The sequence below is a fragment of the Candidatus Bathyarchaeota archaeon genome (genome assembly GCA_029882535.1).
In the GTDB taxonomy this organism is placed as follows: domain Archaea; phylum Thermoproteota; class Bathyarchaeia; order Bathyarchaeales; family SOJC01; genus JAOUKM01.
On the sequence record JAOUKM010000005.1, the window covers coordinates 49,782 to 60,809 of the forward strand.

16 protein-coding genes are annotated in these 11,028 nt (G+C 42.1%); 8 read left to right on the plus strand and 8 right to left on the minus strand.

Features of this window, described 5'->3' with window-relative positions:
• Nucleotides 1-31 precede the first annotated feature (31 nt).
• From rrp4 to rpl37A, 4 genes are read left to right on the plus strand one after another with little or no spacing between them, the layout of a single operon-like run.
• On the plus strand, nucleotides 32-742 hold the full coding sequence (rrp4, locus tag OEX01_02870; protein MDH5447931.1) for an exosome complex RNA-binding protein Rrp4: 711 nt from the start codon (nucleotides 32-34) through the stop codon (nucleotides 740-742).
• Entirely contained in the window at nucleotides 735-1,472 is a 738-nt protein-coding gene (rrp41, locus tag OEX01_02875) for an exosome complex exonuclease Rrp41 (GenBank protein ID MDH5447932.1), read from the plus strand. The genes rrp4 and rrp41 overlap by 8 nt, the downstream gene beginning before the upstream one ends.
• The gene (rrp42, locus tag OEX01_02880) at nucleotides 1,472-2,263 is read left to right on the plus strand and encodes an exosome complex protein Rrp42 (GenBank protein ID MDH5447933.1); all 792 of its coding nucleotides are present in this window, start codon (nucleotides 1,472-1,474) and stop codon (nucleotides 2,261-2,263) included. The genes rrp41 and rrp42 overlap by 1 nt, the downstream gene beginning before the upstream one ends.
• Complete coding sequence (gene rpl37A, locus OEX01_02885) at nucleotides 2,263-2,538, plus strand: 50S ribosomal protein L37Ae (GenBank protein ID MDH5447934.1); 276 nt, start codon at nucleotides 2,263-2,265, stop codon at nucleotides 2,536-2,538. The genes rrp42 and rpl37A overlap by 1 nt, the downstream gene beginning before the upstream one ends.
• A gap of 38 nt (nucleotides 2,539-2,576) precedes the next feature.
• On the opposite strand, the gene OEX01_02890 is transcribed toward rpl37A, so the two are convergent.
• From OEX01_02890 to OEX01_02920, 7 genes are all read right to left on the minus strand, one after another.
• The gene (locus OEX01_02890) at nucleotides 2,577-2,819 is read right to left on the minus strand and encodes a hypothetical protein (protein MDH5447935.1); all 243 of its coding nucleotides are present in this window, start codon (nucleotides 2,817-2,819) and stop codon (nucleotides 2,577-2,579) included.
• A gap of 13 nt (nucleotides 2,820-2,832) precedes the next feature.
• Nucleotides 2,833-5,004 (minus strand): CDC48 family AAA ATPase, encoded by a 2,172-nt coding sequence (locus OEX01_02895; protein MDH5447936.1) that lies wholly within the window; start codon nucleotides 5,002-5,004, stop codon nucleotides 2,833-2,835.
• A gap of 90 nt (nucleotides 5,005-5,094) precedes the next feature.
• Entirely contained in the window at nucleotides 5,095-5,370 is a 276-nt protein-coding gene (locus OEX01_02900; protein ID MDH5447937.1) for an elongation factor 1-beta, read from the minus strand.
• A 2-nt stretch (nucleotides 5,371-5,372) separates the two neighbouring features.
• Nucleotides 5,373-5,543: a zinc finger domain-containing protein gene (locus OEX01_02905; GenBank protein ID MDH5447938.1), complete on the minus strand. Its 171-nt coding sequence runs from the start codon at nucleotides 5,541-5,543 to the stop codon at nucleotides 5,373-5,375.
• Nucleotides 5,544-5,720: 177 nt separating this feature from the next.
• Nucleotides 5,721-6,059 carry a hypothetical protein gene (locus OEX01_02910; protein MDH5447939.1) on the minus strand — a complete coding sequence of 113 codons (339 nt, stop codon included), beginning with the start codon at nucleotides 6,057-6,059 and terminating at the stop codon, nucleotides 5,721-5,723.
• A 225-nt stretch (nucleotides 6,060-6,284) separates the two neighbouring features.
• The gene (locus OEX01_02915; GenBank protein ID MDH5447940.1) at nucleotides 6,285-6,713 is read right to left on the minus strand and encodes a hypothetical protein; all 429 of its coding nucleotides are present in this window, start codon (nucleotides 6,711-6,713) and stop codon (nucleotides 6,285-6,287) included.
• Nucleotides 6,714-7,326: 613 nt separating this feature from the next.
• The gene (locus OEX01_02920; protein ID MDH5447941.1) at nucleotides 7,327-7,992 is read right to left on the minus strand and encodes a zinc ribbon domain-containing protein; all 666 of its coding nucleotides are present in this window, start codon (nucleotides 7,990-7,992) and stop codon (nucleotides 7,327-7,329) included.
• A gap of 164 nt (nucleotides 7,993-8,156) precedes the next feature.
• Between OEX01_02920 and OEX01_02925 the strand changes: the two genes are divergently transcribed.
• Complete coding sequence (locus OEX01_02925; GenBank protein ID MDH5447942.1) at nucleotides 8,157-8,504, plus strand: cupin domain-containing protein; 348 nt, start codon at nucleotides 8,157-8,159, stop codon at nucleotides 8,502-8,504.
• A 337-nt stretch (nucleotides 8,505-8,841) separates the two neighbouring features.
• Nucleotides 8,842-9,048 carry a hypothetical protein gene (locus OEX01_02930; protein MDH5447943.1) on the plus strand — a complete coding sequence of 69 codons (207 nt, stop codon included), beginning with the start codon at nucleotides 8,842-8,844 and terminating at the stop codon, nucleotides 9,046-9,048.
• 511 nt (nucleotides 9,049-9,559) lie between these two features.
• Here OEX01_02930 and OEX01_02935 read toward each other — a convergent pair.
• Nucleotides 9,560-9,862 carry a hypothetical protein gene (locus OEX01_02935; protein ID MDH5447944.1) on the minus strand — a complete coding sequence of 101 codons (303 nt, stop codon included), beginning with the start codon at nucleotides 9,860-9,862 and terminating at the stop codon, nucleotides 9,560-9,562.
• Nucleotides 9,863-9,986: 124 nt separating this feature from the next.
• On the opposite strand from OEX01_02935, the gene OEX01_02940 reads away from it, so the two are divergent.
• Both OEX01_02940 and OEX01_02945 read left to right on the plus strand, forming a co-directional pair.
• Nucleotides 9,987-10,376, plus strand: coding sequence for a DUF6326 family protein (locus OEX01_02940; GenBank protein MDH5447945.1), 390 nt, complete (start codon nucleotides 9,987-9,989; stop codon nucleotides 10,374-10,376).
• Nucleotides 10,377-10,561: 185 nt separating this feature from the next.
• On the plus strand, nucleotides 10,562-11,028 hold a 467-nt coding region (locus tag OEX01_02945), incomplete at its 3' end, for a flavodoxin domain-containing protein (protein ID MDH5447946.1).

Here is an 11,028-nt window from a genome sequence, read left to right on the forward strand (position 1 = left end):
TTGGAAAAAAAGGAAAAGTGGTGAATAAAAAATGCCCACATTTTATGAAAGAAGACAACTTGTAACTCCCGGCGACTTGGTAGCCGAAGGTAACTACATAGCCGGTGAGAACACATTCAAGGAAAATGAAAAACTGTACGCAACTCGTGTTGGACTAGTGGAATATGAAGAACGAAGAGTCAGCGTTGTCGCTTTAAAAGCATTCTACATTCCAACCATTGGAGACACCATAATCGGCAAAGTGACAGACGTAACAATGGGCGGTTGGATCTTAGACATCAATGCACCTTATCTGGCGCTTCTACGAGCCTCAGACGTCATGGAACGCTCTTACCGCCCTCAAAGAGACGAGTTATCATCAATCTTCGACGTGGGAGACTTGGTTATAGCTAAAATCGTATCTTATGACAGAACCCGCGACCCTCTTCTGACAGTACGGGAACCCGGTCTTGGAAAAATCACGCGTGGTCAAATACTTGAAATTACTCCAACAAAAATTCCGCGAATAATTGGCAGGAAAGGCTCGATGATAGGCGTGATAAAACGTGAGACAGGGTGTCATATCCTCTTAGGTCAAAATGGATTGGTGCTTATAAGCGGTAAGAATCTGGAAGACGAACAGCTTGCAGTCATGGCTATCCGCAAAATAGAAAATGAGTCTCACACGAGTGGTCTGACCGATCGCGTAACAGATATGTTGAAAAAAGAAAAAGAAAAGGAAGGTGAAACTAAAAATGCCTAAGATAGAAGAGAAACTGATTGATAAAGACGGTATTAGAATAGGTGGAAGGAAATTTAACGAGTTAAGACCCACAAAAATACAAGTAGGTGTCCTTAACAATGCAAATGGCTCGGCATATATCGAGCAGGGAAAAAACAAGATCTTGGCCGCAGTTTATGGACCCCATGAAGTGCATCCAAAACACCTTGCTTTACCCGACCGTTCTCGGCTAAGATGCCGATACCATATGGCGCCTTTCTCCGTAGATGAGAGAAAGTCACCTGCCCCTTCAAGAAGAGAAGTAGAGCTTTCAAAAGTAATACGAGAATCCTTAGAACCATCAATCTTCTTAGAATACTATCCGCGAACATCCATAGACCTCTTCATAGAAGTCCTCCAAGCAAACGGAGGCACAAGATGCGCAGGCATAACAGTTGCCGCATTAGCTTTGGCAGATGCAGGCATTCCAATGCGAGACTTGACAGTGGCTTGTGCCGCAGGAAAAGTAGAAGGCCAACTTGTGCTCGACTTAAACGACACCGAAGACAAAAAAGGAGAAGCAGACGTCCCCCTAGCATATATGCCAAACCTAAACGCCATAACATTGCTTCAAATGGATGGTCAATTAACGCTTGAAGAATTTGAAAAAGCCATTAACCTTTCTCTCGAAGGCTGCAAACAACTCTATAATATGCAAAAGGAAGCCCTAAAGGCAAAATATGTTGTTTTAAAGGAGGAAGTGAAAGAGTAATGTCAATGATTATCCGCGTAAAACAGAAACAAATCGCCCAACTAATGGCTAAAGGTAAAAGATTGGATGGAAGAGAGTTAAACGACTATCGTGAAATCAAAGTAGAAATGGGCGTTATTGAAAAAGCTGAAGGCTCAGCCCGTGTTCTTTTAGGTAAAACTGAAGTACTAGTCGGAGTAAAAATTGAAGTTGGCAAACCCTTCTCAGATACTCCAAATGAAGGAGTCTTAACAGTAAACGCTGAGCTTGTCCCTTTAGCATCACCAACATTTGAACCAGGGCCTCCAAACGAGAACGCTATTGAACTTGCAAGAGTAGTGGACAGAGGTATAAGAGAGTCAAAAGCCATAAACCTTGAAAAACTCTGCCTCGAACCAGGAAAAAAAGTACTCGTAGTCTTCATTGATGTTTATGTGCTTAACCATGACGGTAACCTCATCGACGCTTCCGCTGTCGCAGCATTGGCGGCTTTGTTGAATACAAAGATGTTCAAATACGACGTCGAAGAAGGGGAAATCAAAGTAAAACCAGGCTATACTCCATTACCAGTGCAAAGCTACCCTATAGCTGTAACGTTTGCAAAGATAAATGACAAGCTTGCCATCGACCCTTGGCTGGAAGAAGAACAGGTGATGGACTCCAGATTAACTATAACTATAGAAAAAGACGGAAAAATATGTGCTATTCAGAAAGGAGGAACCGGCTACTTTACCACAGGACAAATTTTGGAAGCAGCAAAGATAGCTAAAGAAAAAGCTTCGGAAATACGTAAGTTAGTGGTGAAAGGATGATGGGAAGAACAAAAAAGATCGGACCAACAGGAGGCTTGGGGGTTCGATATGGTGCAACAGTAAGGAAAAGATACATTGAAGTGGTAACAGAGACCAAAAAACGATATAGATGCCCCCAATGCAACGCACCTGCTGTTAAACGCCAAAGCATTGGAATTTGGAAATGCAGAAAATGCGGCTTTACCTTCACTGGCGGGGCTTACACTCCTTCAACTAAACTAGGTGCTACGGCGAAACGAGCGGCAAGAGACTTCTCTAGAGAAGCCTCAAAATAAAGGAAAGAAGGCATACGAAGACATAGTTTTTCCTTGGCTTAATGCTGTCTGCTCTTTTTTAACAATTCCACTCGTCGTTTGCCTCTTGTTAAAGCAGAAACGTGGATCTTGCCCTCAATTTCCAGTCGCATTAACTCCCTGTTTAAGGCATTAAATCCCAAGTCACCATAGATTTCTTTGATCATATCGTAAAGTTCAGTGTCTGTTGCAGACCCTTTGCGTTGTAGTAATTCTACGATAACTGTAGGAAGAGGGTGGGGTCTCCATGTTTCGCTTGTCATTTAAACACCTCTTTTATGCCACAGGTGTCGTAGGCTTCCGCACCTGTCTCACCTGCTTAATAAATCCTTTATACCATGTTTCCATATCAGGTGAAATAGTTGGACCTATTTTGCTTGCAGCTTCCTTGAAGTCTGCTAGTGTTACTATTTTTGAAGTTATACTCTTTCTCAGCGCGTTTAACGCTGCCTCGCGACATAGTGCTTGAATATCTGCTCCGCTATAGCCTTTTGTAATTTTGGCTAGAGAGTTTATGTCAACATCTTCTTTCAAAGGCATGTCTTTGGTGTAAATCTTGAAAATCTCTAATCTCGCCTTTTCGTCTGGCTCTGGCACATATATGAGTCTGTCGAAGCGTCCCGGCCGCAACACGGCGCGGTCTATGATGTCAGGTCGGTTTGTGGCTGCAAGGACAACTACGTCTTCCAATGTTAGTATGCCATCCATTTCTGTTAGAAGTTGGCTGATGACGCGTTCTGTAACGCCGCTGTCAGCGAATCCCATGCCTCTTCTAGGTACGAGAGAGTCGAACTCGTCGAAGAAAATTACTGCTGGCGCGGCCATTCTTGCTTTGCGGAATACTTCTCTTATGGCTTTTTCTGATTCTCCGACCCATTTGCTGAAGACTTCTGGGCCTTTTATTGTGATGAAGTTTGCTTCGCTTTCTGTTGCTACTGCTCTTGCTAGCATTGTCTTGCCACAGCCTGGTGGTCCGAATAGGAGAATCCCTTTAGGTGGTCTTATGCCCAATCGGCTGAAAACTTCGGGGTTTTTCAAAGGCCATTCAACTGCTTCTATTAGTTCATGTTTCACTTCTTCTAATCCACCTACGTCAGTCCAATTCACTGTGGGTGTTTCTATGTATACTTCTCGCATGGCAGTAGGGGTGATTTCTTTGTAGGCGTTGAGGAAGTCTTCCATGCGTACATCCATCTTCTCTAAAACGGTTGGGGGGATACGTTCTTCTTCTAAGTTAATTTCTGGCAGATATCGTCTCAAAGATTTCATTGCTGTTTCTCTACCTAAGGCCGCCAAGTCTGCGCCTGTGTAGCCGTGGGTCGTTTCAGCTAACTTTTTCAAGTCAACGTTTTCTGCGAGGGGCATGCCGCGGGTGTGAATTTGCAGGATTTCGTGGCGTGCCTTCTTGTCTGGGACACCTATTTCTATCTCTCGGTCGAAGCGTCCTGGTCTTCGAAGTGCGGGGTCAAGGGCTCCGGGTCTGTTGGTGGCTCCTATGACGATTACGTTTCCTCTTCCGCTCAAGCCGTCCATTAGAGCTAGTAGCTGAGCGACTACTCGTCTTTCAACTTCGCCTGTGACTTCTTCCCTTTTCGGTGCGATTGCATCCAACTCGTCGATGAATATGATGCTTGGAGAGTTTTGTTGTGCTTGCTGGAAGATTTCCCGCAGTCTTGCTTCTGATTCGCCGTAGAATTTGCTCATTATTTCTGGGCCGTTTATGGAGCAGAAGTTTGCTTCTGACTCGTTTGCCACTGCTCTTGCTAGCAAGGTTTTGCCGCAGCCTGGTGGTCCGTGGAGTAGGACGCCTTTTGGTGGTTCTATGCCTAGGCGTTGGAAAAGTTCTGGGTGTCGCAAGGGTAGCTCTACCATTTCTCGTACGCGTTGCATTTCTTCGTGGAGGCCACCTATGTCTTCGTAAGTGGTGCGGGGGACACCTTTTGTTTCTGGGGATGGTTCGTTGAGGATTTGGAAGTGTGTGTCTTTGGTGATGCGGACTATTCCGTGAGGGCGGCTTTTGGTGACAGTGAAAGGTATAGCGTGGCCAAGCATCATGACTAATGTCGTATCGCCTTCAACGAAGGTGCGTTCCATTAGGCGGTTTTTGACGAAGTTCATGAAGTCTTCATCTACGTTTAGGCGCATGTCGACAGGTGCCAGAACTACGCTTGTAGCATTCTTCACAGTGGCTTGTTTAACTACGATGTATTCGTTTATGGCAACGCTTGCGTTTTTGCGTGTGAAGCCGTCTATGCGGATTATGCCTTGGTTTTGGTCTTCACTGTAGGCAGGCCATGCGATGGCGCTGGTTGTGCGTTTGCCGGTGATTTCTATTACGTCGCCAGCGCTTATGCCGAGTTTTTGCATGGTTTTTTGGTCTAGGCGGGCTATGCCGCGGCCTACGTCTCGTTGTTTTGCGTCTCCTACGCGGAGTTGTATTTCACTCATTTTTGTGCCTTCTTTTTTGGGTAAGTGTGAAGTTTACACGAAGTCGAAAAGGGTTGTGTAACTTATAAATGTTACAAATCAACGATTGTGTCAGCGCGTTCTTCTTACCATGAGCGTCTGGATTTGGCTTACCGTTGGAATTTTTTCTATGTTTTGTTCTACCTTGTCTAGGATACCTGTTTCGTCCTCTGGAATTTGAATGTGGGCTATTAGAGCGTTTAGACCAAAAGCGACGGGTTCAGTTTGGTAGTTAGCATAAACTTTTGCTTGGTGTGGAAGGGCTCTCTCTATTTGTTTTTGCAGTTTCTCAAAGTCTACTTCTATCCCCGTTGGAAAGATTTTGAAACTGATTACTATGTTCGCCATGTTCATGGCCCCATAAATCCGCATTTTGGGCATTTGTAATGGCGTCCGAATTTGCGGCATTTTTGGCATCGCCAGATGGTTATTTCGCCGCAGTTTGGGCAGTTGAATTTTGTGACTTTTGTGCCTGGGGGTATAGTGCGGTTGCAGCTGGTGCAGATGGGTGTTTGTATCATGGTTGTGGTTTTGGTTGCGGTGCTCATGTTGGCTTTTTCCTTTCTGAATGTGGATTTGTATATTGAAGGGTTGCTTATATTTGCTATGTTAAAGCGATGTGGATGATATAGAAAGATGAGGATAGAGAGTTGCCACAACTTTCTCCATTTCAACAATAGCAAGCGATCACACATATTCTACTTATTTTTGTCTTCATATTTCCCACTCACATCAGGTATTACTTCGCCTTTCCGTGGCAAAGCCAAGATCCCACCTATGAGACTTAGTAGAAGCCAATGTGAAGCTAAAAATGGGTAATAGTAAAACAGCGGTATCGGGACATAATACTTGTACATGATTATATGTAAGAGAAAGCTCAGAGGAAACGCAAGTGACGAAATTATAATAATGTAACCACCGAACTTGTGCCCTCTAAACACTAATACGGCCCCGCAAATTGCTAAAAATGCAAGACCAACACCTAGAATATACCACGCAACTAAATATTCTAACGAGACACCAACTGAACCAGTCAAAATCTTAGCAAAAACGACAGTAAAATCAATAATAGAAAGTAAGCCGCCAAGAACTGACAGAAAAACACCAATGATCGTAAAATTCGTATTTATTATCAGTCAATCCAAACTATAATTGTCGCTTTTTTTCAAAATAGCTATTTATATTTTATTGTTTAATAATTTTTTCGATTAGAGCTTTGGCGAATTAACAGTTTATAGGTGATTTAAGGTAAGAGTTGTTTATCATATTATGCAAAAAAATTTAGCAGTTTTTCCTTTTTTATTTAGCAGCAATTTAAACATGGGCGAAAGTATGAAGAGGGTGCCTGCAAATAGCCAGAGGATTGCGCCTACTGATGCTGTTACGTGAATCGCTAGGATGGGAGCTGCAAGGTCCAATGAACTGGAAACTTCTGCCTCATGTAAAGCATCGTAATAAGAGGTATTCAACCATCGAAGCCACAAGATTCCCCAAAGAAAGAAAAAGGCGCCGAAAACCATTAGGGGAAGCCGCAATTCAAGAACTCCAGTTGGAGATTTTTCCTCTCTCAAGTATCCGATGATGCTAACCACGAAGCCTACTGCTGGAGGTAAAATCAAAAGAAGAAACGTACCCCGTATGTAACCCCAGTAGCATTTGGGTTCGCTTCGAGCATCATAACAAGACGCCAAGGTTCATCTATGATTCTGCTAAAGAAGAAGGACATTTCGAACGCAAGCGATAAGATAAGTAATCCGATTTCAACGCTCACCCATCGAATCATTCCTCTCAACTTGCTGTTTTGTTTCATCCTACCTACATCCTTTCCAATAATGCATAAGACACCCAAGCATTCAGCAGAGAGTAGTGGGTTTTAAGCAAAAGTACGTATAGCAACCAATAGAATCACTAAGAAACCAAATGAACAAATGAACGCGCTGATACAAATAATACTCTTTGTCCACGGCGACGCCTTAGTTCTCGGTTTCTCGCCACTTTCCTCAGAATCTATACTCATCCCAATTTCTCCCCTTCTCAGCCAACCCAACAAATACTAACATATCTTTCCGCTTTAAATTTTTCCACAAATTTCAACTATTTTCATACGTTGAACCACTCATAACTGCATAAACCTCAAACATTACAGCCAAAAAATAACAATCCAAACAAAATTTTAACCACACACAAATACCAGACAACACAGCTTCCCAAAAAAAGAGACTACAAACAAAACACAAACCTTCAAACACGTTATCTATTTGGCTCCTAATAGAATAGTCTCTCAATCACACCAAACACACACTCCTACTTCGCTCCCTTCTTCTTAACACGCAACACAGGCAAAGCTGCCAACATCACAGCCCCGCTATCCACAGCAGGCTTTAACAAATTCTCACCACAATACGGGCACAACCTAAACTCCGCCAAAACCTCCCGCCCACAAGCTGGACACAACTTATACTTCTTAACCTCCCTCTCCAAACGCTTCATCATCTTCTTCAAACTTCCAACATCACCTTTTAACGCTTCCACGCTTTTTTTCAAGGGTTCAAGACTCAAAACTTCACCACGCACATTAAAAACAATGTCTCGCAAGCCAGCCAACAACTTACTGTTATTCGCCAAAGTTTCACTCATCATCTCCAAAATACTCGTCCTAGCCTCCAACAGCTCCACGTCAGCTTGATTCTCTTTTTTTCCGTCTTCCAACACTTTCCCCAAAAAAGTTTCAATGGGATTTCGCAACGCCACCACCGTCGTTCCACCCCAAAGCAAGAATACTGCTACTAATGAACAGAATAAATATAGAGTTGGGTCGATGGCTCCTAACAATTCACTGAACGGATAAACCGTTAAAAGTAAAGATTCATTCTCGCTGCCTTTCAGCAATAAAAAACCATCTAGAGCATGTAACCCAGCTAAAAAAGTCAAACACCCCAAGATCCAAACGGTAACACTTTTCCTAGCCACGATAGACAAACCCTCTAGATAACAATTCTAGAAGAAAACTACACTTTTCACTAATTAAGCCAATGTTCTCACAGAAAACATATATCAAAAACCGATACATGTTAGCTTGGAGAGTTGGGTTAGTTTTAAATACGGCGCTCTTTTCTTGTGAATACGTGATTTATATGGGATTCAAGGCACTACATTATTCGGAAGTAAAAGTGGACGAGGTGAACGAATGCAGTGCCGAGGGAGCTAAAGTTCGTTGGCTAATAACTAAGAATGACGGCGCCGATCACTTTGCTATGCGTTGTTTCGAAATCGCTCCTGGAGGTCATTCTCCCCATCACTCTCACAAGTGGGAGCATGAGGTTTTCATTTTGGACGGTGAATGTTTAGTTGTCTGTGGTGACCAACGAAAAAAAGTTGGCCCTAACTATGTAGTTTTTATTCCGCCGAACGAAATGCACCACTTTAGGAATGAAGGGACTGAAGTTCTAAGGTTTCTCTGTTTGGTCCCTCATCATGAATAACTCGTTTATTCTTTTCCCTATTTCCTCGAAAATGGTAATTTCACAACTTGAAGCCTTTCCTCTCCAAAGCTTAGCTCCAACCAAACAAACTTTGCACACGCATTTATTATGAGTACGTTGTGCCATTTTCTTCTGCGACTTGTGCCTTGCATTTTTGAATAAACATTCGTCTTTCCAACTCTGCTTCCTTTGTCTTCCATGTGACTACTTTCTGAACAATTATTAAACATTAATTATGTGTCTGAATCGGACATAATAAGCGAATTTTGAATACGAATTTTGGAGTCGTAAGGTTAATGGCTTATTGCTTTGACTTTTTTAGTTGAGGTGTAATCGTTTGAACAGTGCTTTATTTCAGGCTTGTAAGGAGTTGATTGACGATGCTAAAGCGGGATGTGCTGACTTGGTGTTCAAGGAAGTTTGTTTGGAGATTTTAGCACGTGCAAAGCATGTTTTGGGTGATGAAGAGTTTAAGACTTTAGCAGAGTATGCATCTGAACGCATGCAGGAGAAGTCAATCATTTCTATAGATGCAGTAAGGTAATGTCAACTTTTATTGCTATTTTATTCTTTTCTTGTTTTATGTAACAGTCGACTCCTTTCTTGTGGTACATTGTGCGATCTGGTTTTATTGTAAGCTGCTAATGTTCTTTTTCAGTGTCTTATATGAGTTGCTAAGTTGAAAAAGTTGTTACTAGTTTGCGGTTTGGTGACGTTGTGTAGATAGATTGTTAGATGATAGTGAGGCGAAAGGGCGATTAGAGAATTGTTCCTTTGACATGTTGGTTTGTAGTGTGGTTTACGGGGTCATGTTTGGTATTGTGGCTTTGATTTGTTTGGTGGTTCTTGAGGTTGTCTATGTGGTTGTTTTTAGGAGTTTTAATAGTGAGATTTTTGCTTGTGTCACTTTTGTAATAGGCACTATTTTGGGTAGTTTCTTTGTACAGAAGAAAGAGCAAAGCCTGATTAGTCCTATTAGGAAGATGAGTGCCCGGTTCCTGCCTTACTAGAGTGAAGTTTTTCCAGAAGGGCGAGCGGTTAAGATGTTTTAATCATTAAAGTACTTGTTCATATTTTTTCGTGGCGATCTTTTCTTTTTCTACGATAAAGCAGAATTCTTTCCATAATATTTCTATTTCAGGGTCTGAACCTACAGATTTCTCAACGTTTTCATAATGCTCTGCATTTATGAATCTGTTGATTTCCAAGAACCAGCCATTATCACTCTTGAACACTTCATAGCCTATACAGCCGTGTTTGAGGTAGACTTTTTTAGCTCTTCTCTCTATGTCAAGATATTGATCAACCTTGTTTTTGGACACCTTATAAGTGTAAGTTACAATGAACATTTCTCTCATCGTTTATCAGTAAGATGTTTTAGAGCTTTAATAATTTCCTTGAAGTTTGTTCCACAAGCCATAAAAACTGAATCAGCAAACATGTAACACTGTTTATTTTCATTCTAATGGAGGTGATAAGATTATGGAAGATGTGAAGATAAAGATTGCAGGGCTGTGGATATTTAAGGCCTTAGCTTCGTTGACCTTCACGATAATTATGTTTATGGAGGAAGGTGTATTAGAGGGGATAATGGCGGGAGAAGTTCTAGGCATGGAAATAGGACCTGAAATCTTGCTAGTTGGCGCAATCGAAGCGTGGGCACCATTGGTTATGATTGTGGTGTCCCTCACTTTGAAGTATAAAGCGAATCGTTGGGCAAACATCATTGCGGGAATAGTCTTTACTGCCCTCAGCCTCATGAGTATGGCTGACGCTCTGACCGCTCATGGCATACTACTGTGGGTTTCACAAGCTGTGGCTACCGCATTGATTGTCTGGCTTGCATGGAAGTGGCCTAAACAGGAAGATTAGCCCCAATAACATACTGTCATTGTTCGCAACTGTAATCCTTACTTTTCTGTTTTTTGTAACATTAAATATTCTCTTAAACAAACAAAAACCCGAAAGAAGCCGCGCAATCTCAAAAATGCGCGCGCTACAAGGTGGGACTGAAAAGTTTATTACCCTTGGGTGGAATTTTGCTTTTGGTGTTATTTTTGAAAGCGTTAATTGCATACGGCACACGCTATGGAGCAACAACTGGAACCTCAGAGGAAATAGCCAAGATATTAAGAGAGGAAGACTTTGATACCAAGATAATTAACCTGAAAGAAGAAAAAATCAAAGACATATCAGAATATGACTTAATCATTGTAGGCAGTGGCATGGGAAATTGCAGATGGGCAAGTGAGGCTGAGGATTTTCTGAAAAATTTCAGGAAGGAATTCAAAGGCAAAAAGCTGGCTTTGTTTGCCTCTACAATGAAAACGTTTTTTGAAAGAGAAGGCAAGACAGATGACGTTGCAAAAACACGAAAGATTGCCTTAGAGGACAAGCTCGCAAAGTACGGTCTCAAGCCAATAGCGTTAGGCTTTTTCGGCGGAGTTATCGACTATAACAAAATGGGCTTCATAGCACGTAAAGGTATGGAATTTTTCAAGCCACAACTTGAAAAAGACGGCTT

Coding starts and splice junctions, on each gene's coding strand:
- rrp4 (MDH5447931.1), top strand. CDS start 32: ATGCCCACATTTTATGAAAGAAGACAACTTGTAACTCCCGGCGACTTG.
- rrp41 (MDH5447932.1), top strand. CDS start 735: ATGCCTAAGATAGAAGAGAAACTGATTGATAAAGACGGTATTAGAATA.
- rrp42 (MDH5447933.1), top strand. CDS start 1,472: ATGTCAATGATTATCCGCGTAAAACAGAAACAAATCGCCCAACTAATG.
- rpl37A (MDH5447934.1), top strand. CDS start 2,263: ATGGGAAGAACAAAAAAGATCGGACCAACAGGAGGCTTGGGGGTTCGA.
- OEX01_02890 (MDH5447935.1), bottom strand. CDS start 2,819: ATGACAAGCGAAACATGGAGACCCCACCCTCTTCCTACAGTTATCGTA.
- OEX01_02895 (MDH5447936.1), bottom strand. CDS start 5,004: ATGAGTGAAATACAACTCCGCGTAGGAGACGCAAAACAACGAGACGTA.
- OEX01_02900 (MDH5447937.1), bottom strand. CDS start 5,370: ATGGCGAACATAGTAATCAGTTTCAAAATCTTTCCAACGGGGATAGAA.
- OEX01_02905 (MDH5447938.1), bottom strand. CDS start 5,543: ATGATACAAACACCCATCTGCACCAGCTGCAACCGCACTATACCCCCA.
- OEX01_02925 (MDH5447942.1), top strand. CDS start 8,157: ATGGGATTCAAGGCACTACATTATTCGGAAGTAAAAGTGGACGAGGTG.
- OEX01_02935 (MDH5447944.1), bottom strand. CDS start 9,862: ATGAGAGAAATGTTCATTGTAACTTACACTTATAAGGTGTCCAAAAAC.
- OEX01_02940 (MDH5447945.1), top strand. CDS start 9,987: ATGGAAGATGTGAAGATAAAGATTGCAGGGCTGTGGATATTTAAGGCC.